Here is a 23,979-nt window from a genome sequence, read left to right as displayed (position 1 = left end):
CCATGGCCGACGTCGTATTGAACCACATCAGCAAAACCTACAACAAAGGCGAAGTCAAAGCGGTAACGGATGTGTCGTTTGAAGTTGAAAAAGGCGAACTCTTTGGCCTGATCGGCCCCGATGGGGCGGGCAAAACCAGCATCTTCCGCGTCCTCACCACACTGTTGTTGCCCGACGCAGGTTCGGCATCGGTCAATGGCCTGGATGTAGTGAAAGACTGGAAGGCCATCCGCCAGCGGGTAGGGTATATGCCGGGCAAGTTTTCCTTGTACCAGGACTTGACGGTGGAAGAAAACCTCAATTTTTTTGCTACTGTTTTTAATACCAGCGTTGCCGAAAATTACGACCTGATCAAGGACATTTATGTGCAAATCGAACCTTTCAAAACCCGCCGCGCCGGGAAGCTTTCGGGAGGGATGAAGCAGAAACTGGCGCTTTGTTGTGCCTTGATTCATCGGCCAACGGTGTTGTTTTTGGATGAACCAACCACGGGGGTAGATACCGTTTCGCGCAAGGAGTTTTGGGAAATGCTCAAGCGTCTCAAGGAGCAGGGTATCACCATTTTGGTCTCTACGCCCTACATGGACGAGGCTACTTTGTGCGAGCGCATCGCGCTGATTCAGGATGGAAAAATTTTGTCGATTGATACCCCCGCTCAGGTCGTGGCACAGTTTCCCAAAAACCTCTACGCCATCAAATCCGAGCGCATGAGCCAGTTGTTGCGCGACATTCGCCAACTGGACTACATCGACAGTTGCAATTCCTTTGGCGAATTTCACCACATCACTTTTCGAGAGGAAGATGATTACGAGATACAAAAAAAACTGATAGCGGATTTGAACAGCAAAAACCACGAGTACATCGAATTCAAGGCAACGCCTGCGACCATCGAAGATTGTTTCATCAAATTACTCGATCAGCATGAATAGGAACATCGTCATTTCTACCGATAAACTCACCAAGCGCTTTGGCGATTTTGTGGCCACCAATGAAATCACTTTTGACGTGTACGAAGGTGAGATTTTTGGGTTCCTGGGTGCCAATGGAGCGGGCAAAACTACGGCCATGCGGATGCTCTGCGGTTTGTCCATCCCCTCATCCGGAAAAGCGACCATCGCTGGCTTTGATGTGTACAAGGAAACCGAAAAGATCAAGGCAAACATTGGCTACATGAGTCAAAAGTTCTCCCTTTATGAGGACTTGACCGTGCAGGAAAACATCCGGTTTTTTGGCGGCATTTATGGCCTATCCGATCAAAAAATCAAGTCCAAAAGCAATGAATTGATTCAACAGCTGGGCATGGAAAAAGAGCGGGGCAAACTGGTTGGTTCACTGCCACTGGGCTGGAAGCAAAAACTGGCTTTTTCCGTGGCCATTTTTCACGAACCTAAAATTGTGTTCCTGGATGAACCCACGGGAGGCGTTGACCCCGTTACCCGCCGGCAGTTTTGGGACTTGATTTACGACGCTTCCGACCGGGGCATTACCATTTTTGTCACTACCCACTACATGGACGAGGCCGAATACTGCAACCGCGTCTCGATGATGGTAGACGGTTATATCAAAGCCCTAGATACCCCGACGAAGCTCAAACAACAGTTTTCTGCCGATACAATGGATGCAGTATTTTTTGAACTGGCACGGGGTGCAAAAAGAAAAGCAGATTAACCATGAGACAATTCTTCGCCTTCGTCATCAAGGAATTCTACCACGTTTTCCGCGACCCCAAGTCCATGCTGATGCTGTTTGGGATGCCCATCATGCTGATTTTGCTTTTTGGTTTTGCGTTGAGCAATGAGATCAAAAACTCCAAAATTGTCATTTGTGATTTTGCCCAGGACCCGGCGTCCCAGCGCATCATCGACAAGATTGAAGCCAGCAAGAATTTTGAAATCAAAAAATTCTTGTTCGATCCTCGTCAAATTGAGCAAGCCTTCAAGGAGGGCAACGTCAAACTGGTGGTCGTGATTCCCAACCACTTCAACGACGACTTGCTGCACCTCCACAAAGCGCAAATTCAAGTCATCGCCGATGCTTCCGACCCCAATACGGCCAATACCCTGACGAATTACATCACCAACATCGTCATGGATTACCAAAAAGAGATCACGCCCTTCAATGATCTGCCACAACAAATCAACACCGAAATCAGGATGATTTACAACCCCGAACTCAAAGGCACCACCAATTTTGTGCCGGGGGTAATGGCCCTGGTTTTGCTCCTGGTTTGTGTGCTGATGACTTCGGTCTCGATCGTAAAGGAAAAGGAAAAAGGGACCATGGAAGTGCTGCTGGTTTCGCCCATGCACCCGCTGATGGTGGTCATTTCCAAGGCAGTGCCCTACCTGTTTTTGTCGATTGTCAACCTTTCAGTGATTTTGCTTTTGAGTGTTTTTTTGCTAAAAATGCCCATCAATGGCAGCATCGGCTTGCTGTTTTTTGAAAGCTCACTGCTCATTCTCACTGCGCTTTCCTTGGGCCTGCTCATTTCCAACTCTGCGCAATCACAGCAACAGGCCATGCTCATTTCACTGATGGGCATGCTGATTCCAGTGCTGTTGTTTACCGGGTTTATGTTTCCGCTGGAGAATATGCCCTTGCCCCTGCAAATCATTGCCAACGTAGTGCCTTCAAAGTGGTATTACATCATCGTAAAATCGATCATGATCAAAGGTTTGGGCATTGGTGCCATTTGGAAAGAGACCTTGATTTTGCTTGGCATGACCGTGTTTTTGCTCACGGTGAGCATCAATAAATTCAAAATTCGCCTCGGATGAGAACTTTAAGATTTTTGTTGCAAAAAGAGTTTCGCCAGATTTTCAGAAACCGGGCCTTGTTGCCAGTGATCTTCATCGCGCCGATGATTCAGTTGCTGATCATGCCCCTGGCCGCCGATTACGAGATCAAAAACATCAACATATCCATCGTAGATCACGATCATTCTGCCTATTCCCGGCAATTGGTGTCCAAAATCAGCTCTTCAGGTTATTTTGTGATCAGCGATTACGGCACCTCATTCAATGCTGCTTTTCAGCAATTTGAAAAAGACAAATCCGACTTGATTCTGGAAATTCCACTTGGCTTTGAGCGCAATTTGGTCAAAGAAAACGAGCAAAAACTCTTCATCGCGGTAAACGCCATCAACGGCACCAAAGCGATGGTGGGCAGTTCGTACCTGAGCAGGATCATTGCAGGTTACAATGCGGATATTCGACTGGAAATGACGGCGAACCCGCGCATGAATCCTGTCCCAAACATCGAAGTGCCCTCCATCAATCGCTTCAATCCCTACCTAAATTATCCGTTCTTCATGGTACCCGGTATTTTGTGTACCCTCGTGACCATGATCGGCGTATACATGTGCTCTTTGAACATTGTGAAGGAAAAAGAGGTCGGCACCATTGAGCAAATCAACGTGACGCCCATCAAGAAAATCCACTTCATTCTGGGCAAGCTCATTCCCTTTTGGGTCATTGGGGTGTTCCTTTTTTCGGTAGGTTTGTTTGTCATCGCGGGTTTGGTATACGGCATCCACCCGCTTGGCAGTATCCCGCTGCTGTACTCCTTTTTGTTTCTTTTTCTGATTGCAGTACTCGGCATCGGACTGCTGATCTCCACCTATTCCGAAACCCAGCAACAAGCCATGTCCATCGCCTTTTTCTTCATGATGATCTTCATGCTGATGAGCGGCTTGTTTACCCCCGTCGACAGCATGCCCAATTGGGCCATTATGATCGCCAGACTGAATCCGGTGACGCACTTCATCGAGGTGGTGCGCATGGTGGTGTTGAAGGGCAGTAGCTTCAACGACATCAAGTACCATTTTCTGGCTATGACGGGCTTTGCACTGTTTTTTAACAGCTGGGCGATTTGGAATTATCGGAAGACGGCGTGAGGGACTTAGATTGCTTGATTGGGAAAAAATGTGGATATTTGTTTTTGCATTTTTGCAAGTTACAGAACTAAGCAGATATGGTTGCACTAGAATTTTCAGGCACAATTGAGCAAGGGGTAATTCATCTGCCGAGGGAGTACTCCGAATACGACAATGCTCAAGTAAGGATCATTGTTTTGGTTGAGAAAACTGTAGAAAAGTTATCTCAAAAGGAAAAGCTATTGGCATTGTTCGATCAAATGAAGCAGTTACCAATGTTCAGTAAAATTGAGGATCCAAAGGCTTGGCAAAAACAAATAAGGGAGTATTGATAACATTAAAACACAGGTTTAATGATCGAGCACATTGAAATATATAACTTTAAGTCGATAAAGGAGCTAGAGCTAGATTTAAAACCAATCAACGTACTGATCGGAGCCAATGGCGTAGGCAAAAGTAATTTCATTTCTTTTTTTAAGCTCTTGAAAAACCTGCAAAATGATACCCTCAATACCTATGTAGCTGAAAATGGTTACATGGACAACCTCGTTTATTTTGGCCATGAAGGGGAACCATTCATTCAAGGGCAAATTGTATTTTCAGAGGAACTTGGCAAGCCATCCCATCGCTACGAATTGAGGTTAACACCAGATCATCGAAATTTAGCATTAGCCAAAGTTAATTTTGAATCAAGCGATAACTTAAATGTCAAAAGAGAAGGACAAGAACTGGTAAGTGACAGTTATACTAGTTTCAACAATACTGGTCAAAGTGTACATTTACTAAGAGAAGATGAAAAAGTATACAAAATCACAGTCAAACACTTCAATGATTTTTACGTCTATCATTTTCATGATACCTCTTTTAGTTCTCCGCTAAAAAAAACAGCCAGGCTCCACGACAATGTCTTTCTGCGTGAAGATGGCAGTAATCTTCCAGCTTTTCTTTATTTTTTACAAGAAAGGCATCCCAAAATTTTATCATTGATTGAAAAGGTAGTTCATTCGATTGCGCCTTTTTTCGAAAAGTTCATTTTAAAACCAGACCGGCTTAATGGCGAATACATTCAGTTAGAGTGGCAAGAAGTGGGGCATGACAGGTATCAAAATGCGCACAACCTTTCAGATGGTACCCTGCGATTTATAGCGCTAACCACATTAATGCTTCAACCGGAGCCACCTAAAATCATCATTATTGACGAGCCAGAGCTGGGCTTACATCCTTCTGCTATAGAAAAATTGGCAGGATTGGTACGCAAGGTTTCTGCAAAGAGTCAAGTTATTTTGGCTACCCAATCGATCCAACTTGTCAATAATTTTGAGCCTGAGGACATTATAGTGGTAGATAGAGATCGTGAAAAGCGCCAATCCATCTTTACTCGGGCGGACGAGATACAACATATCCAATTGCAAGATTGGCTTGATGAATACGGCCTGGGCGAGATTTGGTTTAAGGGTTTAATTGGTGGTAAACCATGAAACGACTTCGAATCGTTACCGAAGGAGGTACGGAAGAAACTTTTGTCAATGAAATCCTTCGTCCATATCTGTTCGAAAAACAAATCTTTGATGTAGCTGGGCTCAGAATCCAAACCAGCCAGGGCCACAAAGGTGGTTTGGTCAATTACCAACACCTCAAAAATGATGTGACCAGAATTTTGAAAGAATCGAACGTAGTCGTTTCGACTTTTGTTGATTTTTTTCGGATTCCTACCTCTATGCCCGATTATGAGCTGATGACCCAAGCAGTCAAAGCAGATCAAAAAATCGAAATTCTAGAAAACGGCTTAACAAAGGACTTCAATCATCCCAATTTTATCCCCTACATCCAGAAATTTGAATTTGAAGCCTTGTTGTTTTCAAGCACTCGGGGTTTTTCATCCATTTATGATGGGGTAAATCCTCATATCACCCGTGCAACCCAAGCCATCATCGACGAATACGACAACCCCGAAGAAATCAACAGTCACCCAAACACCGCTCCTTCAAAAAGAATCAAAAGAATCTTAGAAGCGCAGGGTATGACTTATAATAAAGTATTTGAGGGCAATTTGATCGCCCTGGAAATCGGCATCCACACCATCCTCGAAAAATGCCCCCGTTTCCGCGCCTGGGTAGAAAAACTCATAGTGGCTTGTAGCGATTGATTCGAATTGGATTTCAGCAATAAGCGTCTAAAGCAAGCCCAGAACCTGACCTGCTGAACCCCAATTCCATCCCCTCACTCCCTACTCATCGAATACGGCACATCCTTTGCGCCCACGCCTCTTGCCAGGTTTGGTTTTGCGCCCATGATCAATTGCAGCGTTCCGCCCTGCATGATTTGCTGATGGCTCAGGAAGTTTTTGCTGAAAGGCTGCTGATTCAGTTTGGCATTTTGGATGTACACGTTTTGATCCGAGTTATTTGGTGCCTCGATGGTGAAGGTCTTGTCATTCTCCAGCTTTAGGGTGATTTTTTGAAACAGTGGACTGCCCAGTGCGTATTCCCCTGCTGCCGGACAAACCGGGTAAAAACCCATTCCCGAAAAGACCAGCCAGGCCGAGGTTTGGCCATTGTCTTCATCGCCACAAAGTCCATCTGGAGTAGGCTGATAGAGCTTTTTCATGATGTCGCGGGCGCGCATTTGTGCTTTCCAGGGTTGCCCTACCCAGTTGTAGAGGTACACAGCGTGCTGAATTGGTTGGTTGCCATGGGCATATTGTCCCATACCCATGATGAGCATTTCCGTGATTTCGTGGATGGGGAAACCGTAATAAGAGTAATCAAAAGTAGGGGCAGAGCTGAAAATGGAATCGAGCTTCGTCGCCATTTTTGGTTTTCCACCCATCGCATTGGCCAAGCCAACTGGATCTTGAAACACCGACCAGGTGTAATGCCAGGAAGAACCTTCTGTAAACGCATCGCCCCATTTGTCGGGTCGGAAGGGCGATTGCCAGCTGCCGTCTTCGTTTTTGCCACGCATAAAGTTACTGGACTTGTCGAACACGTTGCGCCAGTTTTGAGCACGCTTGGCAAAAGTAGCCGCTTCGGGTTTGCCCAGTTTTAGTCCCAATTGCCAGATGCAATAATCCGCATAAGCATACTCAAGGGTGCGGGCGGCATTTTCGTTGATGCCTACGTTGTAAGGCACATAACCCAGGCGATTGTAATAGTCGGCACCTAGCCGTCCTACCGAAGCCACCGGGCCAACTCCCCCACTGTTTTTGACCATGGCGGAGTACAAGGTCTCGATGTCGAATCCTCGGATGCCTTTGAGCCAGGCCTCGGTGATCAGCGAGGCTGAATTGGAGCCAATCATGCAATCGCGGTGGCCAGGGCTGGCCCATTCAGGCAGCCAGCCACTTTCTTTGTAGGTATTGACCAAACCCTGCATAATTTGCCCATCGAGTTCTGGGAAAAGTACTGAAAACAAAGGAAAAACTGCCCGGAAGGTATCCCAAAAACCATTGTCGGTAAACATATAGCCCGGCAAAACCTGCCCATTGTACGGACTGTAATGCACGATTTGTCCTTTGGCATCGTATTCAAAAAACTTGCGGGGGAAAAGCATCACGCGGTACAAGGCGGTATAAAAATTCATCTTGTCCGTTTCCGCTCCACCTTGTACTTGTACCCGGCTCAAGATTTTCTCCCAAGCTTGGCGGGCTTTCTCTTTGGTGGCATCAAACGCATCAGCACCTATTTCGCGTTGCAAATTCAGTTCAGCCTGCTCGGGGCTGATGAACGAGGAAGCCAGTTTCACATTCACAGTGCGCACACTGGATTTGAAGTGCACCAATGCGCCAACGTGCTTGCCTTCTACACTCAGATCTTTCAATACAATGGTGTCGTTGAACGTGTTGCTGAGCTCAAAATCCTGGTCAAATACCGCCACAAAATAATTTTTAAAATTGCCAGGTACCCCACCGTGATTGTTTTGGGCATACCCAATGATTTTGCGTTCGGCAGGGATGATTTTGACCATGCTTCCCATGTCAAATGCGTCCAGAAGCACACTTTTAGGCCCTTCCTGTCCCCAACGAAAGCGCATTTGTGCGGCACGTTCGGTCGGCGTGATCTCCGTCCAGCAGTCGTAGTCGGCCAGATATACCTGATAGTAGTGGGGCTGCGCAATCTCGGTTTTGTGCGAAAACCAGGAGCCACGTTTGCGATCGCGAACTTCAGGGTTTTTGCCACTCATGGGCAGCAACGAAAACGCGCCATAATCGTTGATCCAGGGAGAAGGTTGGTGGGTTTGTTTGAATCCCCGGATTTTGTTGGCATCGTAAGCGTACTGCCAGCCGTCGCCATTTGGTGCCGTTTGAGCCGTCCAAAAATTCATGCCCCAGGGCAAGGCTATGGCAGGATAGGTGTTTCCACTAGAAAGACTGAAATCCGAATCAGTACCTACTAATGGATTGACATAGCGCAACAGGTTTTGGGCAGTAACTGTGCTCGCAAAAATCAATAGGATACAGAGGAGAAGGAGGCTCTTTTTCATAAGGCAAATGCAGATTTTGAATGGATGCCCTAAAGATGGGTAAACTTTCTAAAAAAATCACCCATTTGGGTGAGGTGCAGGCCTTTTTTCTCCTGCAACTTTGCAATGTATTCAATCGAATTGTAAATCTCAAAATCCTATTGAAATGAAAAAGATGCTTTTTTTGATCGGCCTGTTTACATTGTGTGCCACCGTTACTTTTGCTCAAGACCGCTCTAGGGCAAAAGCCAAATCTGCAAAGCCTTCTGGCTGGAGAGATGATTCTTTATTGTGGGTGAAAAAGCCGGTAAATGGAACCCCGACGGTTAACAACCCAAACAGCAGAAAACCACAACAAGACAAGCTGGGAAATTTCGAAATTCAGGACGTTAAAAGCCCTAACCCACAACAAGACAAGCTGGGAAATTTCGAAATTCAGGACGTTAAAAGCCCTAGGGATGCTGCAAGTGGCAAAGCAACCGGACAAAGAAGGGCACAAGGGAAGCGCAGAGGAAATCAATAGACAATGCCGTTTCTGTAAAAACAACAAGCCGATTCGAATTGGAGCATCGAATCGGCTTGTTGTCATTGACCTTGCGAAACAGCAGTACCTGTTATTGCTTGGGCTACCAGATTATATCCGGGTAATCTGTGCGCCAATGTTTTTTAAGCGCTCCTCGATAAACTGATATCCTCGGTCTATTTGATTCACGTTGTGGATTACACTGCGGCCTTTGGCCGAAAGTGCGGCAATCAGCAACGCCACACCAGCACGAATATCGGGTGAAGTCATGGAAATACCGCGCAAGGGCTGACGTCGATCCAAACCAATTACCGTTGCACGGTGGGGGTCGCAGAGGATGATTTGAGCGCCCATATCGATCAACTTGTCTACAAAAAACAAGCGGCTTTCAAACATTTTTTGATGAATCAGTACGCTGCCACGGGCTTGCGTAGCCACCACCAACATGATGCTCATCAGGTCGGGGGTGAAGCCTGGCCAGGGTGCATCGTAAATCGTGAGTATCGATCCATCAATGAAACTCTGGATTTCGTAATACTCCTGGGCCGGAACGCGGATGTCATCGCCGTCCATGACCAGCTCAATGCCCATGCGTTCAAATATTCGTGGGATAATGCCCAACTCTTCTATTCCCGCAGCCTTGATGGTGATATCCGATTGAGTCATGGCCGCGAGGCCAATAAAACTGCCTACTTCAATCATATCGGGCAACAAGCGATGCTCGGTACCGCCCAGGATTTCTACCCCTTCGATGATCAGCATGTTGGAACCTACTCCACTGATCTTAGCGCCCATGCGGTTGAGCATTTTGCACAATTGCTGGACGTATGGCTCACAGGCGGCGTTGTAAATTGTGGTAGTGCCTTTGGCCAACACAGCAGCCATAACCACGTTGGCCGTACCCGTTACCGAGATCTCGTCCATGAGGATGTAGGTACCAACCAGTTGTTTGGCTTCAACAAAATAGACGCTTAGGTCTGGGTCAAATTTGAATTCTGCCCCCAGCGATTGCAAGCCCAAGAAGTGGGTATCCAGTCGGCGGCGGCCAATTTTGTCTCCCCCAGGCTTGGGCAAAAAAGCCTTGCCATACCTTGCCAACAGTGGGCCAATCAGCATGACTGATCCGCGGATCTTGCTCGCTTTTTGTAAAAATTCTGCCGAATTGAGGTATACCAGGTCGATGTCGTCGGCTTGAAAGGTAAAGGTATCGCCGCTAAGTCGTTCGATTTTCACGCCTAAGCCTTCGAGTAGCTCAACGAGCAGAACGACATCCTGAATTTGTGGTACGTTGGAAATGGTAATTTTTGAGGAAGAGAGCAAGGGCACACATAAAACCTGAAGTGCCTCGTTTTTGGCTCCTTGAGGCACTATTTCACCGGATAGCCGCTGGCCTCCGATGACTTCAAAAGCATCGAGTGTCATTTTTTCGAAAAGGTTTTAGGGTTTTAGGGTTTTAGGAGGCCCCTAAAACCCTAAAACTTAGACTTGTTGTCGTCTATTTCCGTTTGTTGTTTCTCGGATTGAATTTTCCACCACTACCGCCATTGTTGCTGTTTTGCTGGCGGCCACCATAAGAACGGCCACCACTACCGCCAGTGTTGTTGCTGCGTTGTTGGCGGTTGTTGCTGCCCTGGTTGCTGGGGCGGCGGCGGTTATTGTTGTTGTTCATACCACCCTGATTGGCTGGCGTGAGGTTTTCGATCGATCCGAGTTCATCCAGAGACAACTGGCCATTGGAAATGATTTCCAGGTCGGTTTTGATGATGTCATCGCTTACGAAATGCTCCTTGTTCCAGGTGCGGTAGGCAAGCTTCATGTAAGAGGCAATGGTGGCTACAAAACCGTTGCGCTTGGGGCCTGGTTCCATTTCCAATGCACGACGAATCAGCCGCTGTACATTGTTGCCATAGTGGCGGTAGCCAGGTTCGGCACTAGGATAGTTGACTTTATCGGGCTTGCGGTTGTCGTCTTCTGGAGAAGGGGTGATGCCGCTGGGAGGCTGCACGTTCAAATCGTAGCTGGCAATTTTAAACACATGCCGCCACAATTTAATCCGGTAATCTTCCAGGTTGCGGTTTTGAGGGTGCATCATCATCATCATGTCGATGATTTCCTCAATCACTTGTTGGCGAGCGCGATCGTCTTCTATAGCTTTGGCGTAAAAAATCATGTTTTGTACATTTCTCCCATATTCAGGGATGATTAGCTCATCCTTTTGAGAGTTGTACTCCATGTTGAGTGCTTCTTTTTTACTCATTTTATTGGTTCTATTTACTACACTCAGGTTTTGTGCAGGCAGTGCCTGACGAGGTTATTGGTTGAAAACCCAAGTAAAGTTTTATTCTACGGTAACTGATTTAGCCAGGTTGCGGGGTTGATCTACGTTACAGCCTCTCATTACTGCTGTGTAATAGGAAAGCAGTTGTAAGGGGATAACCGCCAACAATGGCGAAAGTGGGTCTTCTGTCTCAGGAATTTCGATGGTGTAATCCGCAATTTTGCTGATGGTTTCGTCACCCTCGGGCACAATGGCAATTACTCTTCCTTTGCGTGCTTTGACCTCCTGGATGTTGCTGACGATTTTGTCATAAGCGCTGCGATTGGTAGCAATCACAATGACAGGCATGTTTTCATCGATGAGCGCAATCGGGCCATGTTTCATCTCCGCTGCCGGATAACCTTCGGCGTGGATGTAAGAAATTTCCTTCAATTTGAGCGCTCCTTCTAAAGCAACTGGAAAATTGTACCCCCGACCAAGGTAAATGGCGTTTTGGTTGTCTTTGATTTCCGCTGCAATATACTTGATCTTATCGTCTTGTTGCAATACCTTTTTAATCTTTTCTGGGATCAAAGTCAGTTCTACGATCAATTTGCGGTAATATTCTTCAGAAATAGTGCCCTTGTGGTGCGCCAGGTACAAAGCCATCAGCGTCAGCAAGGTAACTTGACCTGTAAAAGCCTTGGTGGAAGCCACCCCGATTTCGGGTCCCGCATGTATGTAGGAGCCAGAATGGGTAGTGCGTGCGATGGAAGAACCAACCGAATTGACAATGCCATACAAAAAGGCTCCTTTCTCTTTGGCAATTTCAAGCGCAGCCAGCGTATCCGCAGTTTCACCAGATTGAGAAATGGCAATGACCACGTCTTTTTCAGAAATGACCGGATTGCGGTAGCGAAACTCTGATGCGTATTCCACCTCAACCGGAATGCGGGCCAAGTCTTCAAAGAGGTACTCACCAATCAGGCCAGCGTGCCAGGACGTTCCACAGCCAATCATTACAAAGCGCTTGGCATTGGAGACTTTATTGGCGTATTCGGCAAGGCCACCCAGATGAATCCAGCCTTCATCGGCATTGATCCTACCCCGCATGCAATCGCGCAGGGTGTTGGGTTGCTCGTTGATTTCCTTGAGCATGAAATAATCGTAACCGCCTTTTTCCAGCATCTCGATTTTCATGTCCAACTCGTGGATAAACGGAGTCTGCGATTCGTTGCTGATGCTCTTGATGTCGTAATGGCCATCTCGGTGTATCACGGCAATCTCTTCGTCGTTGAGGTAAATGACACGGTTGGTATGTTCTACAATTGGAGTAGCATCGGAGGCAACAAAAAACTCATTATCTCCCAATCCCAGTACCAGTGGACTTGCTTTGCGTGCAGCCACCAATTTATCGGGTTCGTGTTGGTCAAGTACCACGATGGCGTATGCGCCAATTACACGGGTAAGTGCCAAACGAACGGCCTCTTCCAGGGGCAATTGATCGCGGTCTTGTACGGCCTGAATCAGGTTGACAAGTACTTCGGTATCTGTATCGCTGTGAAAAACGTGGCCTTCTTTCAGCAAGGCAGTTTTGAGCAAGTCGTAGTTTTCGATGATGCCGTTGTGCACCAAGGCCAAACGACCATTGGACGACAAGTGCGGGTGAGCATTCACATCATTGGGTTCCCCGTGGGTAGCCCAGCGGGTATGCCCGATTCCCAAAGTAGCTTTCAGCGGCTGGTGCTCGGCGTGTTTTTCGAGGTCGCTGACCTTACCTTTTTTCTTGTAAACCAATAAATTACCATCGTGTAAGGCTACTCCAGAGCTGTCGTAACCACGGTATTCGAGTCTTTTTAATCCCTTGATGAGTTTGGGGTAGGCTTCCGCAGAGCCCAAATAGGCAACGATTCCACACATTTTGCTAGTAGTTTTACAGTGAACAATGACAATGACAATTTACAAAGGATTTATTATGCGTAATCCCTTGTAATTTAAGTAATCAAATGTAATTAATAATTATTGAAGGTGTTCTTTTTGCCTTGCATCTTTTTTCATGCAAAGCAAAAACACCCTGTTCAATAATTGCGTCAATATCCCCGAGTCACTTACTAGTGATTGTTAAGCACATTGACTTTTCATTTGCCACTTTTCACTGGTTTAATTGGGTATAGTACAGTTTTAGTTTTGCACCGTGCACGGGGTGATCGGCACGGTAAAGCGTGGTTCTTGCGGCTGATTCGGCTAAAGGGAAAGCTTTCAAGATAATATCCGAAGGTGCTTTTCCTGCTATAATGTCTTGAACGTGAGAAGTAAGGTTGATCGTATATGTACCCGGCTCATTGTTGACACCACTGGTGTAAAGGCCATTGTAAATTTGATTGAGGCTACTGGACTGAGATGCAAGGTTAAAATCTCTGACCAGATTCAAGGTGCCTTTGCTGTTGCGATAAATGGCCAATAAGCGGGGGCTGGGTGTAAAGAAAGCAGGTTCATCGCCTTCAATACGGGCTACTTTGACCACCAATTCGGCTTTGTGGATCAATACGTTTTTCAGGTTTTTCAGTCCTGGAATTGAAAACTTGCCATTGGAGCCTTCCTGACCTTGCAGCAAAACATATTCTGGATTGGGTTCGTCTTTCAGGTATTTGCCTAAAAGTGAAGTGCCTCGGTCGCGTTCTATCGATTCTCCAACCACAAATGCAAAGGCGTATTTGTATTGCGCCAATACCGGGGTTGCTCCCGAAACGTCTTTATAATACAAATACAATCCTGCATTGCTTGAACTTAGGTCGAATGCAGCCAGTCCCTTGCCCGCATTGGTAGCCCGCAGCTGTAGACCATAAATGGCCTTCAAAAATTTGGTTCGGTTTCTGTAGACCGCAGTATCGATGGCCAACAATCGATCGACAAAGTTGTCGGTGTCATTAAATTTTACCCTCAATTGTGCAGGCAATTTAAGTTGGGTCTTCGCACCGATGCTTAGGTCGATGATCTTAACCGAATCCAGATTGGGTACAAATGAGGTACCGAACACCACAGATGACTTTGCTGGTAATTTTTGATTGGAGAAATAATTGACGTCCAGTTTAAAGGAATCGGCCAATTCGCGAATTTCGAGATCGAATCGTTGGGCTTTGTTGCCATAAAGGTAGTCCTTGCTGTAAGGGAGTACCAAAACCAACGAGTCCACTTGTATCTTCAAACCAGGGTGCAACTGTACAACGGGAACCAATTGAGGCTGAATTACTACATCGGTTATTCCAAAAATGGGGTCGTTTAACTTGCCAAAAAAATACCGGTTGATCAGACCACTGCTGGCGGTAGTCGGAATTGAATAAACCAACAAGGAATCACCAGGGATGGTGGTAGACGTAATTTTGAAGGTGTCGATATTTTGAACATTGATCAAATCATCGTCCAATAATCCCGAACCAGTCTCAAGAGGATTGGTACAAGAAAACAAATTTGCCAGGCAAAAGCCTAAAAATGTCAGGTGAAAAAGAAAATTCTTCATGTTGAAGTATAAAAATTGATCCAAATGTAATACAGCGATCAAACAGTTGGTTATGTCAGATCGCTGTACAAAAACGATTCAAGCAGAAAACAGCTTATTGCTCTACAATCTCTCCCATTAAGGTTTGGTAGAAATCCATAATTTCTGGCAAATCTTCGGGGCTTTGGCCATCAATTACCGGTTTTTCGGTTTGAGCCAAAATCTCCTGAATTTCATCGCTGTAACTATGGCTCCCTTTTACCACTCCATCGGCACAGGCAATCGCTCCTCTGTGTAGGGTAACTGCGCCGTCCGTTTGGTAAGCAGCCAGATCTTCAACTGAAATGTTGTTGATGCCAGCCTTTGCCATAAAGGTTTCCAGATTGAAGGAGTCTTCCAGGTGTTCGTTGTATACCGAGTAAACGACTTTGGTATGTTGGAACAATGGATCGCTCTTATAGGCAGTCTTGAGGTAAAACGGAATCAAACTGGTCATTGGCCCAAGGCAATGTACCACGTCAGGTGGCCAACCGAATTTTTTTACGGTTTCGATTACACCTTTACAAAAGAACACGGTTCGATCGGCGTTGTCGTCGAAAGGGATTCCATTATCGTCCACAAACACAGATTTGCGGCGGAAGAAGTCATCATTGTCTAAAAAATAGACTTGCATCCGTGCTTCCTGAAGAGAAGCAACTTTAATGATCAACGGATAATCGTCATCGTCAACAATGATGTTCATCCCAGAGAGCCTCACTACTTCGTGTAGTCGATGCCTTCGTTCGTTAATAGATCCGAATCTTGGCATTAACACCCTGATCTCCAGCCCGTTTTCCTGGATGTGTTGTGGCAATTTTCGAGCCATAGCTGCAATCTCAGAAGCAACAGTATAAGGCTCCATCTCTTGCGTCACAATCAGCACTTTCTTCTTACTCATATAGCCGGGACATTAATTAGCCTTGTTTTGACAAGGCGTCAGCGAACGAGTTGCAAAATTAAGAAATATTGACCACTTTTCCTTATTAATGAGCAACTTGTTTGCCGCGCATGCCTAAATTGCGCCAATTTTGCTTCCGAAGAGCGAAGTAGACAACAACCCCACATTGTTAACAATTCATTGCCAAAGATGTTTGTGTTCAAAACCGTAAGTGAACTTCAGCAGTACCTCAATTCTCGCCGTGCCAATGGCGAGCAGATTGGCTTTGCACCAACCATGGGCGCCCTACATTTAGGGCACCTTGATTTGATGCGCCACAGCAAAGCGCAAAACGCTTGTACGGTGTGCAGCATCTTTGTGAATCCGACTCAATTCAACGACCCTAAGGATCTGGAAAAATATCCGCGTACTCCAGAGAAAGACCTCACAATGTTGGAATCGGTTGGTACAGAAGTGGTTTTTATGCCTTCGGTAGAAGAAATTTATCCTCCAGGTTTGGACCTCACCTTAAAATTGGACCTAAATCCATTGGATCAAGTGATGGAAGGTGCCTTTCGGCCAGGGCATTTTCAGGGGATGGCACAAGTGGTGAAGCGCCTGCTCGACATCGTGCAGCCCGATCGCTTGTACATGGGGCAAAAAGATTTTCAACAATTCAGCATTGTAGGATATATGATTCGTCAATTGCAGTTGCCGGTTGAACTGGTCATGGTGCCCACTGTGCGGGAATCGGATGGACTGGCCATGAGTTCGCGCAATGTGCGCTTAAGCTCCACACAACGCCAGGCTGCGCCCATCATTTATCAAACCCTGGAATGGGCCAAATCGCAATTGGACCTTCGAGCGATTGCCGAGATTGAAACAGCAGCTTTGCAACGCCTGAGTTTGCCAGATTTTCGCCCCGAATATTTTCAAATTGTGGATGGAAAAACGCTACAGCCCATCATAAATCCAACCAAACACGACTGGATTGTAGCCTGTGTAGCGACCTGGGTAGGGGAGGTCAGGTTGATTGACAATTTGGCCTTGGCACAAAAAACTATTCCAGGATAAACCCTTCCCGGGCAATGTAATCAGCGATGTTGACTTTGACTTGATCCAATATTTCTACGTCCTGATTCCAATCATCGATTTGCCAGGCCTGTCCTGGGAGGGCGATCACTACTTTTCGGCTTTTGGAAAAGAACCAGATCACTTTTTCTACGCCATGCTTGAACAAGCTGTCTACTTTGCGGATCACATACTCTTGAAAAAGATCGGAGGCACGATCCGGAAGTTCTACGTTGACGTCAATTTCAATCACCACTTTAGGCGCTACTGTAACATACCTTGGGGTGATTTTATCGGGGGTTAGGACTGCCCGATCAAAAATGACCACATCCAGGCCCATGTTGTTGCGTACACTGGCGTGAAAACCCAATTCACCGCATCCAATCCGGTATAAATTTTTGTCTAAACCAGCTTTCAAAATATCGTATAAATAGTCTTTCAAAAAAAAATGCAAACCACTATCACCAATAATTTCAGCTAGTTTTTTTTGCTTGTTCAGTACCTGTCGAAACCCTGGATAATAAAAATCCATCCCCTCAATCGTCTCCCGAACGAGGTAGGCGGGTATTTTTCTTTTGGTTGCTTTTGCTTTAGTTTCTGTTGGAGAAGAAACGAATGCTGAACTCATGGCTCATTTTTTCAAAAATAGCGGTTTTTGAATCAAAGTGCAACTCAAGGAACAGTTTCTAGTGCTCTTAAAACAACTTCGTTTGCGGATCAACATCAAACTCAATGCTGTCTCCGGTTTGTAATTTCTCTGGCTCTGCGGCAAGCTCTGGCTGCACTAAAGGCGCAATGAGTTCTACTTCGCTCAGTTTTTGATCACTCAACTTATTGCCCAACGCTTTCCAGCCTTTGACTTCGATGAATTCGGCTAAATTGATTTCGCCTTGCATTTTCTTATTCTTCAATTTCATCGAATAGCGCACCAGAGGATTGGTCTCGGTCGTAGCAAAGAGCAGTCGCGAGTCTTTGTGATCGGTCAGGAAACTGAAGCGCTCTTTGAGTCTGGTTGTTTCAACACGGAAACGTTTGACCATGGTCAAACCCTTGTTGCCGTCGTAATGCACCGCACTGATGACCAACTCAGGATCAAATTTGCCAACGTAGAGCAATTCGTCGGGGTTGTAGCGCCGGGTCATGTCCAGTTCGGTCATTTCATACGTTCCATCTTTGAAGAGTATAAACATCAGTTCGCCAGTATCAAACTCACCCATCAAGCGCCCACGGCCATCGTTGTTAAGTCGGCCACTCACATCGTCGATGTACACTTTGATCGCGCCGATGGTTGATCTTCCTGCTTCCTTAAGGCTGACCTTGCGCACGGGGTACTTGGTGATCAGGTTGCCTAGGGAGCTGCGCCCTTTGATGGCCAATTCCTTTAAGTCGTAATCAAACTGCTTTTTCTTGGCGGTAGAGGCCAGGGTAAGCTGAATGCTCACTACTTCTGCTTCCCCATTGGGGTTGGCGGTAAAGTAAAGCAACTTGGAGTTTTTGGCTTCCGAAGTAAGCACGTATTCCTTATCCCGCGTGATGGCCGTAACGTTGAAGCGCTTGGCAAAGCAGCGGCCATTGGCGCCATCGGAATAGATGAGGTTGTAGGTGCTGCGCTCGTCGTTTTTCTTCCATACTGCTGCGTGGATGATGTCTTTGCCCACAAACACTTTATCGGCAATGCGCTTGACCATAAAACGGCCATCGGCGCGAAAAACGATGATGTCGTCAATATCAGAACACTCAGAAACGAAGACGTTGCTCTCGTCCTTTTTCAAGCCAAAACCAATGAAACCTTCGGTGTAATTCACAAAAAGTTTGGCATTGTTGGCCACAACCTCGGTAGCCTGGATGGACTCGAAGTTCATAATGCGGGTGCGGCGCTCGCGGCCTTTGCCGTATTTTTCGAGCAAACGCTGGTAATAAGCGATGCTGAAGTCGGTGATGTGCTCCAGATCGTGGCGCACTTGCTTCATTTCTTCTTCCAATGCCACAATGTGCTCATCGGCCTTGAACGTGTTGTATTTGGAAATGCGCTTGATGCGGATCTCGGTCAGCTTGGCGATGTCGTCATCGTTTAGGTCGCGCATGAGCCGCAAGCGGGTATCGTTGGCGCTGGGATTGTCGGCAGGAGTGGCAACATATCGGCGCAATTCCCGATCGATGGTCACGAGTACTTCTTCCCAACTTTCGCATTCTTCGATTTTGTGGTAAATGCGGTTTTCGATGAAGATTTTCTCCAGGCTGGCCATGTGCCATTTTTCCAGCAACTCGCCGAGTTTGATCTCCAGTTCGGTGCGCAGGAGATCGCGCGTACGGAGGGTATTGTGCTCCAGAATCTCTTCCACGGTCATGAACTGTGGCTTGTCATTGTGGATCACACAGGCATTGGGCGAAATGGAAACTTCGCAATCGGTAAAGGCATACAGGGCGTCGATGGTCACGTCGGGCGAAGTACCAGGTATCAGTTCCACCTGGATCTCTACGTCTCGACTGGTGAGGTCGATTACCTTTTTGATTTTGATTTTGCCCTTTTCGCTGGCTTTGATGATGCTCTCGATCAGGGATTCAGTGGTTACGGCGTAGGGCAGTTCCTTGATGGCCAGCAGGTCTTTGTCCAGTTTTTCGATCAGGGCGCGGATCTTGATTTTGCCGCCCCGCTTGCCGCCGTTGTAATCGGCTACGTCGACCATCGCTCCGGTCTGGAAATCGGGGAAAATCTGCACTTTTTTACCCTTCAGGATATCAATCGAAGCCTTGATCAGCTCGATGAAGTTGTGGGGCATGATCTTGGTAGACAAACCTACGGCGATGCCGTCGGTACCGGCTGCTAAAAGCAATGGAAACTTGGCGGGCAAAGTGACGGGTTCGCGCTTGCGCCCATCGTAAGACATTTGCCACTCGGTGGTCTGGGGGTTAAACACTACTTCTAGGCTGAACTTGGTCAAACGGCCTTCGATGTAACGCGGTGCAGCAGCTCCTGCGCCAGTGGCCACATCACCCCAGTTTCCCTGGGTATCGATCAGGATTTCTTTTTGGCCCATGTTGACCAGCGCATCGCCAATGGCCGCGTCACCGTGGGGGTGGTATTGCATGGTCAATCCGATTACGTTGGCTACTTTGTTGTAGCGCCCGTCGTCGGTTTCTTTCATAGCGTGCAGAATGCGCCGTTGCACGGGTTTGAGTCCGTCGTCGATATGGGGTACTGCCCGTTCCAGGATTACGTACGAAGCATAGTCCAGAAAGTAATCCTGGTACATGCCCTGGAGGTGTATGAGTTGGCTGCCGTCGCCGTTGCTTTGAGTTGTTAACTTGTCCATTCCTTGAAAAAAACTTGCCTGATGAGCATGCTAAGTAGCAAAGGTAAAGAAAATAATTTTAAACACAAATTGTTTTTGATTAAAAAAATGCAACAAATCTGATTGAAATGGCCTTTTTATCGAATTTTTTCAAAAGTTTCCGTTCTGCCCAGCAAGGAAATGCCCACAAAACCCCTCATTTTCAGGTTGCCTTCCTCTAGCCACATTTGACAACTGTAGGAATGGCCATTCAGAGAATTGTAAACCGTACCTTGAGTATATTTTCCATCAACAAAAACAAAATTTTTAAGAAAAACCAAGCCGATTACATCCTGATTTCTTAAAGCCGGGTCAGGGTTTTTGGTGTCCTTCTTCGGGATTTTGACCCAAAGCAACTTGCCGTGGTACTTGCTGCCCGTTTTAAAAATTTCAATTTTCCCATCTTTGTCTGGTGACCAATATTGGCCAATAATTTGATCTGCATCCAAACTGGCGTTTGAGTTCGAAAAACTCATGGACGTCATTGCAATGATGGCAACTAAAAAGGTGAAAGCGATTTTCATTTTGTTTGGGTTAAAAAAAATTAAAATAAGTGCTGGTTCATTTGTCCTCACACCTCCGCCAAATATTCGTGCACAAACTTAATCGCCATGGCGCCTTCGCCCACTGCGGAAGCTACCCGATTCATTGCCCCGGCGCGTACATCACCTGCTGCAAAAATTCCCGGCTGGCAGGTTTCCAATAAAAAAGGTTCGCGTTGGTGTTTCCAAATGGATTTGAATTGGGGGTATTGGCGAAGTTCCTTGCCCGTTTCGACGAAGCCCTTGTCGTCGAGCAAGATGTTGTCGGGTAGCCAGTCGGTGGCTGGGCGGGTACCGATGAAGATGAACAAAGAGTCCGCTTTCACCTGGTGGGTTTCTTTGGTTTCGATGTCTTCCAGTACGATACATTCCAGATTTTCGTGGCCCAGGGCTTCCACCACTTCCGTTTTACCCAAAATCTCGATATTGGGAATGGCCTTGATCTGCTCAATCAAGTAGGCAGACATGGTGGAACTCAGGTCTTCGCGGCGGATTACAATGTGTACTTTTTGGGCAAATTGCGAGAGGTATACGGCGCCTTGACCTGCTGAGTTTCCTCCGCCTACCACATAAATTTGTTTTTCGCGGCAGGCATTGGCCTCGGTGATGGCCGCGCCGTAGTAGACCCCTGCCCCGGTGAATTGATCAGCTCCCTTAGCGGGCAACTTGCGGTAATCCACGCCAGTAGCGATGATCACGCTTTTGGCGTACACAAAACTGCCGTCGCCAAAGATCAGTTTTTTGTAGTTGCCCTCAACCTCAATCTTTTCTACCCCCTGCGTTGACAAAAACTCTGCTCCCAGGCGCGTGGCCTGAGTCAGTGCCCGCAGTGTAAGATTGGCCCCACTTAACCCTTCCGGAAACCCCAGGTAGTTTTCGATCCGTGAGCTGGTTCCTGCCTGTCCACCGGGTGCGCGGCGCTCAATCATGAGCGTCTTCAAACCTTCGGAACCACCGTAAACCGCTGCTGCCAAGCCAGCAGGCCCTGCGCCAATGATGGCCACGTCGTACATTTCTTGTTTGGCCTGTGTGGAAAGTCCAAGTTTTGAGGCCAGTGTTGAGTTGTTGGGACTCGTCAATATGGTTCCGTCTTCAAATACAAGCGCGGGCAAGTCTTTGATTTCCAATTGGTGCAATTCCAGGTATTCCACGGCGCGTGTATCGCTTTCCATGTCCAGCCATTGGTAGGGAAAGAGGTTGCCGGATAGGAAATCCTTGATTTCATGCGATTTTGGCGAATACTGGTAGCCAATCAGCCGGATGCCCCGGAATTCGGGGATGTAGTTGTTTTGCCATTGATCCAACAAGTCGTTGAGTACGGGATAGAGTTTTTCAGTGGGCGGATCCCAGGGCTTGAGCAGGTAGTGATCCAGTCCCACGTTGTTGATGGCGCGAATGGCCGCCTCGGTATCCGAATAAGCCGTGAGCAGCACTCGCTTGGCCTCTGGGAAAAACTTTTTGGCCTGTTCCAGAAAATCTACCCCCAGCATATCGGGCATGCGCTGATCGGAAAGGAATAATGCTACCGTTTCGCCCTGTTTTTTGAGTTCAGGCAAGCTATCCAGGGCTTCCTGTGGATATTCGGTACTGATGATCCGGTAATCATTTTTGTATTCGTTGCGCAAGTCGTTTTTGAGCGAGCGCAATACCTGCGGATCATCGTCGATGGAAAAAATGATGGGTTTCTTATCGGTAGCCATATCATTTTAGATTTAAAGCGGAAAACAAACGGTGAAAATGGTTTCGCCAGGCTGGGATTTGACCTGAATGTCGGCGTGGTGCTTGAGTACGATGCGGCGCGTAATTTCCAGCCCCATTCCAGTGCCTTTGCCCACTCCTTTGGTGGTAAAAAAGGGGTCAAAAATCTTGGTGCGGATGTCTTCAGGTATCCCAGATCCACTGTCGATGATGTCTACAATGGCCTTGTGGTTTTTGACGTGGGTATGTATTTTGAGCGTTCCGTCGGGTGGCATTGCATCTACTGCGTTGTCGATCAGGTTGGTCCACACCTGGTTGATTTCGCCAGGATATAGTTTGACCAGAGGCATGTCTTCGGCAAATTCCTTGATCACTTGGATGTTTTTTTCCTTGATTTTGTGCTTGAGCATGGTCATGGTGCTGCGCAGGCCTTCGTGTAAATCGCTGGCTTGCAAATCCTGACTCTGATCCATGTGGGTATAGGTTTTTACGGATCGCACCAGGCGACCAATCCTATCCGCGGATTCGCGGATTTCTTTCACCAAACGTTCCAAACTCAGGGTACTTTCTACCCACCACAGGATGGCTTCAATGTCTTTGCCTTTGACGGCGGCCTTCATGTTTTCCAGGTCTTCCAGGCGCAACCCAAAGTCGAGGAAGGTCTCTGCAATGTCATCGCCGTTGGGGATGCCTTCGTCGTCGAGCCAATCCAGGATCTCATCTTTGCAAGCTTCGCGCTGCATCAAGCTGAGTTCTTTAGCAGGGCCTTGGCTGGTTTTTCCAAACAATATGACGTTGAGTTCGTCGGTTTCTTCGGGCGTCACCCGCATGGTGATCACCGACTTGAAGCGCTCGGGTGATTGGTGGATTTTATTGTACAATTCGTCCGCACTGCGCACCAGGGCAGAGGCTGGGTTGTTGAGTTCGTGTGCTAAGCCAGCAGACAATTTGCCGAGCGACATCAATTTGTCGTCTTGCAAACGCTGCTCCGTGAAGGTCTTAATGCGACTGGACATCACTGCAACCAGGTTTTGCACCAATTCGTAACTGACTGTGACCATTTCAGTGAAGCAGGTACCCGGAAGTGCCAGCAATTCCAGGGGTTCCAGGGCAATTCCGGCAGCGGTGGTTTTTTTCATGCGCGAAAAAGGCAACAGCCCGGTGGCATTGCCAACACCCCACTGCCCGATGTCGCGAAATTCATTGCCTTGCTGCATGCGCAAAACGTATTCGCCCTTGGTGATCAGTACGAGTTGGTTGGCTTCTTCATTGGGGCGAAACAGGTACTCTCCTTCTTCAAATCGTCGGTACTCGGTATGGTCGATGAACCATTGAATCGCCGCAGGTGCAACGCCTTCAAAAAGCTCGAATTTGGCGAGGGTAGACAGTAAATCTTGGTGTTTTTCGAGTATTTGCATGGGGTGATTTCTGGGAGGTTAAGGGAATGAGATTAAAACGGATAAAAAAAATCGTCGGCATAACACCACAACCAGTTTTCGCCTGGCTCGGCAGAACTCACTACCGGATGGCCGCTGGCATGATAATGCTTGGTGGCGTGTTGGTTGGTTGAAGAATCGCAGCAATGCGTTTCGCCGCAAGTTTGGCAGGTGCGCAAGTGCATCCAGTGACTGCCAGTTTTGACGCATTCCACACATTCATAAGCTTTGGCTTTCTTGATGTCTTCAACATTGGGCAAGTGGGTACAAGGTTCTTGGCTCATCATCAATTTTTATTCAACAACGCAGAAAAATTATCTTCCCGATTTTGGGTTTTGAATAGGAAGTCGAACGGTTCATTTCAAGTGAGCTT

21 protein-coding genes are annotated in these 23,979 nt (G+C 47.1%); 9 read left to right on the top strand and 12 right to left on the bottom strand.

Annotated features, from left to right (window positions below):
* Positions 1 to 2: 2 nt before the first annotated feature.
* From ABW391_RS06620 to ABW391_RS06590, 7 genes are all read left to right on the top strand, one after another.
* Complete coding sequence (locus tag ABW391_RS06620) at positions 3 to 929, top strand: ABC transporter ATP-binding protein (protein ID WP_353481053.1); 927 nt, start codon at positions 3 to 5, stop codon at positions 927 to 929.
* Entirely contained in the window at positions 922 to 1,668 is a 747-nt protein-coding gene (locus ABW391_RS06615) for an ABC transporter ATP-binding protein (RefSeq protein ID WP_353481052.1), read from the top strand. Before ABW391_RS06620 ends, ABW391_RS06615 begins: the two co-directional genes overlap by 8 nt.
* Before the next feature lie 2 nt (positions 1,669 to 1,670).
* Positions 1,671 to 2,777: an ABC transporter permease gene (locus ABW391_RS06610; RefSeq protein ID WP_353481051.1), complete on the top strand. Its 1,107-nt coding sequence runs from the start codon at positions 1,671 to 1,673 to the stop codon at positions 2,775 to 2,777.
* Entirely contained in the window at positions 2,774 to 3,895 is a 1,122-nt protein-coding gene (locus ABW391_RS06605) for an ABC transporter permease (RefSeq protein WP_353481050.1), read from the top strand. The genes ABW391_RS06610 and ABW391_RS06605 overlap by 4 nt, the downstream gene beginning before the upstream one ends.
* A gap of 77 nt (positions 3,896 to 3,972) precedes the next feature.
* Positions 3,973 to 4,206 carry a hypothetical protein gene (locus tag ABW391_RS06600; RefSeq protein WP_353481049.1) on the top strand — a complete coding sequence of 78 codons (234 nt, stop codon included), beginning with the start codon at positions 3,973 to 3,975 and terminating at the stop codon, positions 4,204 to 4,206.
* 21 nt (positions 4,207 to 4,227) lie between these two features.
* A complete protein-coding gene (locus ABW391_RS06595) occupies positions 4,228 to 5,352 on the top strand; it encodes an AAA family ATPase (protein WP_353481048.1) in 1,125 nt (374 codons plus the stop codon).
* The gene (locus tag ABW391_RS06590) at positions 5,349 to 6,020 is read left to right on the top strand and encodes a DUF4276 family protein (RefSeq protein WP_353481047.1); all 672 of its coding nucleotides are present in this window, start codon (positions 5,349 to 5,351) and stop codon (positions 6,018 to 6,020) included. The genes ABW391_RS06595 and ABW391_RS06590 overlap by 4 nt, the downstream gene beginning before the upstream one ends.
* 74 nt (positions 6,021 to 6,094) lie before the next feature.
* Here the strand turns inward: ABW391_RS06590 and ABW391_RS06585 are convergent, their stop codons facing one another.
* On the bottom strand, positions 6,095 to 8,356 hold the full coding sequence (locus tag ABW391_RS06585) for a GH92 family glycosyl hydrolase (RefSeq protein WP_353481046.1): 2,262 nt from the start codon (positions 8,354 to 8,356) through the stop codon (positions 6,095 to 6,097).
* 145 nt (positions 8,357 to 8,501) lie between these two features.
* Here ABW391_RS06585 and ABW391_RS06580 point away from each other — a divergent pair, with 145 nt between their 5' ends.
* Positions 8,502 to 8,858 carry a hypothetical protein gene (locus tag ABW391_RS06580; RefSeq protein ID WP_353481045.1) on the top strand — a complete coding sequence of 119 codons (357 nt, stop codon included), beginning with the start codon at positions 8,502 to 8,504 and terminating at the stop codon, positions 8,856 to 8,858.
* 111 nt (positions 8,859 to 8,969) lie between these two features.
* Here the strand turns inward: ABW391_RS06580 and murA are convergent, their stop codons facing one another.
* The 5 genes from murA to ABW391_RS06555 all read right to left on the bottom strand — a co-directional run bounded on the left by murA (position 8,970) and on the right by ABW391_RS06555 (position 15,548).
* Complete coding sequence (murA, locus tag ABW391_RS06575) at positions 8,970 to 10,280, bottom strand: UDP-N-acetylglucosamine 1-carboxyvinyltransferase (protein WP_353481044.1); 1,311 nt, start codon at positions 10,278 to 10,280, stop codon at positions 8,970 to 8,972.
* 73 nt (positions 10,281 to 10,353) lie between these two features.
* The gene (locus tag ABW391_RS06570) at positions 10,354 to 11,115 is read right to left on the bottom strand and encodes a DUF4290 domain-containing protein (protein ID WP_353481043.1); all 762 of its coding nucleotides are present in this window, start codon (positions 11,113 to 11,115) and stop codon (positions 10,354 to 10,356) included.
* 81 nt (positions 11,116 to 11,196) lie between these two features.
* Positions 11,197 to 13,035: a glutamine--fructose-6-phosphate transaminase (isomerizing) gene (glmS, locus tag ABW391_RS06565; protein ID WP_353481042.1), complete on the bottom strand. Its 1,839-nt coding sequence runs from the start codon at positions 13,033 to 13,035 to the stop codon at positions 11,197 to 11,199.
* Positions 13,036 to 13,267: 232 nt separating this feature from the next.
* On the bottom strand, positions 13,268 to 14,632 hold the full coding sequence (locus ABW391_RS06560; protein ID WP_353481041.1) for a DUF4270 family protein: 1,365 nt from the start codon (positions 14,630 to 14,632) through the stop codon (positions 13,268 to 13,270).
* Positions 14,633 to 14,726: 94 nt separating this feature from the next.
* Complete coding sequence (locus ABW391_RS06555) at positions 14,727 to 15,548, bottom strand: glycogen/starch synthase (RefSeq protein ID WP_353481040.1); 822 nt, start codon at positions 15,546 to 15,548, stop codon at positions 14,727 to 14,729.
* Positions 15,549 to 15,737: 189 nt separating this feature from the next.
* Here ABW391_RS06555 and panC point away from each other — a divergent pair, with 189 nt between their 5' ends.
* Positions 15,738 to 16,601, top strand: a complete 864-nt coding sequence (gene panC / locus ABW391_RS06550) for a pantoate--beta-alanine ligase (RefSeq protein ID WP_353481039.1) — start codon at positions 15,738 to 15,740, stop codon at positions 16,599 to 16,601.
* Here panC and ABW391_RS06545 read toward each other — a convergent pair.
* From ABW391_RS06545 to ABW391_RS06520, 6 genes are all read right to left on the bottom strand, one after another.
* Positions 16,588 to 17,226, bottom strand: coding sequence for a Uma2 family endonuclease (locus tag ABW391_RS06545; protein ID WP_353481038.1), 639 nt, complete (start codon positions 17,224 to 17,226; stop codon positions 16,588 to 16,590). The two genes, panC and ABW391_RS06545, sit on opposite strands and share 14 nt — an antisense overlap.
* Before the next feature lie 67 nt (positions 17,227 to 17,293).
* Positions 17,294 to 19,912, bottom strand: coding sequence for a DNA gyrase/topoisomerase IV subunit A (locus ABW391_RS06540; RefSeq protein ID WP_353481037.1), 2,619 nt, complete (start codon positions 19,910 to 19,912; stop codon positions 17,294 to 17,296).
* 116 nt (positions 19,913 to 20,028) lie between these two features.
* Positions 20,029 to 20,454 (bottom strand): DUF2147 domain-containing protein, encoded by a 426-nt coding sequence (locus ABW391_RS06535; RefSeq protein ID WP_353481036.1) that lies wholly within the window; start codon positions 20,452 to 20,454, stop codon positions 20,029 to 20,031.
* Between the two features lie 47 nt (positions 20,455 to 20,501).
* Positions 20,502 to 22,172 (bottom strand): NAD(P)/FAD-dependent oxidoreductase, encoded by a 1,671-nt coding sequence (locus ABW391_RS06530; RefSeq protein WP_353481035.1) that lies wholly within the window; start codon positions 22,170 to 22,172, stop codon positions 20,502 to 20,504.
* Positions 22,173 to 22,184: 12 nt separating this feature from the next.
* A complete protein-coding gene (locus ABW391_RS06525) occupies positions 22,185 to 23,588 on the bottom strand; it encodes an ATP-binding protein (RefSeq protein ID WP_353481034.1) in 1,404 nt (467 codons plus the stop codon).
* Positions 23,589 to 23,620: 32 nt separating this feature from the next.
* Positions 23,621 to 23,893: a UBP-type zinc finger domain-containing protein gene (locus tag ABW391_RS06520; protein WP_353481033.1), complete on the bottom strand. Its 273-nt coding sequence runs from the start codon at positions 23,891 to 23,893 to the stop codon at positions 23,621 to 23,623.
* Positions 23,894 to 23,979: the final 86 nt, after the last annotated feature.

The organism is Haliscomenobacter sp., from assembly GCF_040403615.1.
Classification (GTDB): domain Bacteria; phylum Bacteroidota; class Bacteroidia; order Chitinophagales; family Saprospiraceae; genus Haliscomenobacter.
The sequence above is the reverse complement of the archived record's forward strand: the minus strand, read 5'-3'. Positions and strand labels throughout refer to the sequence as shown.

Bases quoted from the DNA above. Each gene is read 5' to 3' on its own strand.
- ABW391_RS06605 (WP_353481050.1), top strand. From the start codon at position 2,774: ATGAGAACTTTAAGATTTTTGTTGCAAAAAGAGTTTCGCCAGATTTTC.
- glmS (WP_353481042.1), bottom strand. From the start codon at position 13,035: ATGTGTGGAATCGTTGCCTATTTGGGCTCTGCGGAAGCCTACCCCAAA.
- ABW391_RS06520 (WP_353481033.1), bottom strand. From the start codon at position 23,893: ATGATGAGCCAAGAACCTTGTACCCACTTGCCCAATGTTGAAGACATC.
- ABW391_RS06615 (WP_353481052.1), top strand. From the start codon at position 922: ATGAATAGGAACATCGTCATTTCTACCGATAAACTCACCAAGCGCTTT.
- ABW391_RS06525 (WP_353481034.1), bottom strand. From the start codon at position 23,588: ATGCAAATACTCGAAAAACACCAAGATTTACTGTCTACCCTCGCCAAA.
- ABW391_RS06585 (WP_353481046.1), bottom strand. From the start codon at position 8,356: ATGAAAAAGAGCCTCCTTCTCCTCTGTATCCTATTGATTTTTGCGAGC.
- ABW391_RS06560 (WP_353481041.1), bottom strand. From the start codon at position 14,632: ATGAAGAATTTTCTTTTTCACCTGACATTTTTAGGCTTTTGCCTGGCA.
- ABW391_RS06570 (WP_353481043.1), bottom strand. From the start codon at position 11,115: ATGAGTAAAAAAGAAGCACTCAACATGGAGTACAACTCTCAAAAGGAT.
- murA (WP_353481044.1), bottom strand. From the start codon at position 10,280: ATGACACTCGATGCTTTTGAAGTCATCGGAGGCCAGCGGCTATCCGGT.
- ABW391_RS06600 (WP_353481049.1), top strand. From the start codon at position 3,973: ATGGTTGCACTAGAATTTTCAGGCACAATTGAGCAAGGGGTAATTCAT.
- ABW391_RS06595 (WP_353481048.1), top strand. From the start codon at position 4,228: ATGATCGAGCACATTGAAATATATAACTTTAAGTCGATAAAGGAGCTA.
- ABW391_RS06555 (WP_353481040.1), bottom strand. From the start codon at position 15,548: ATGAGTAAGAAGAAAGTGCTGATTGTGACGCAAGAGATGGAGCCTTAT.
- ABW391_RS06535 (WP_353481036.1), bottom strand. From the start codon at position 20,454: ATGAAAATCGCTTTCACCTTTTTAGTTGCCATCATTGCAATGACGTCC.
- ABW391_RS06580 (WP_353481045.1), top strand. From the start codon at position 8,502: ATGAAAAAGATGCTTTTTTTGATCGGCCTGTTTACATTGTGTGCCACC.
- ABW391_RS06530 (WP_353481035.1), bottom strand. From the start codon at position 22,172: ATGGCTACCGATAAGAAACCCATCATTTTTTCCATCGACGATGATCCG.
- ABW391_RS06620 (WP_353481053.1), top strand. From the start codon at position 3: ATGGCCGACGTCGTATTGAACCACATCAGCAAAACCTACAACAAAGGC.
- ABW391_RS06545 (WP_353481038.1), bottom strand. From the start codon at position 17,226: ATGAGTTCAGCATTCGTTTCTTCTCCAACAGAAACTAAAGCAAAAGCA.
- ABW391_RS06540 (WP_353481037.1), bottom strand. From the start codon at position 19,912: ATGGACAAGTTAACAACTCAAAGCAACGGCGACGGCAGCCAACTCATA.
- panC (WP_353481039.1), top strand. From the start codon at position 15,738: ATGTTTGTGTTCAAAACCGTAAGTGAACTTCAGCAGTACCTCAATTCT.
- ABW391_RS06610 (WP_353481051.1), top strand. From the start codon at position 1,671: ATGAGACAATTCTTCGCCTTCGTCATCAAGGAATTCTACCACGTTTTC.
- ABW391_RS06590 (WP_353481047.1), top strand. From the start codon at position 5,349: ATGAAACGACTTCGAATCGTTACCGAAGGAGGTACGGAAGAAACTTTT.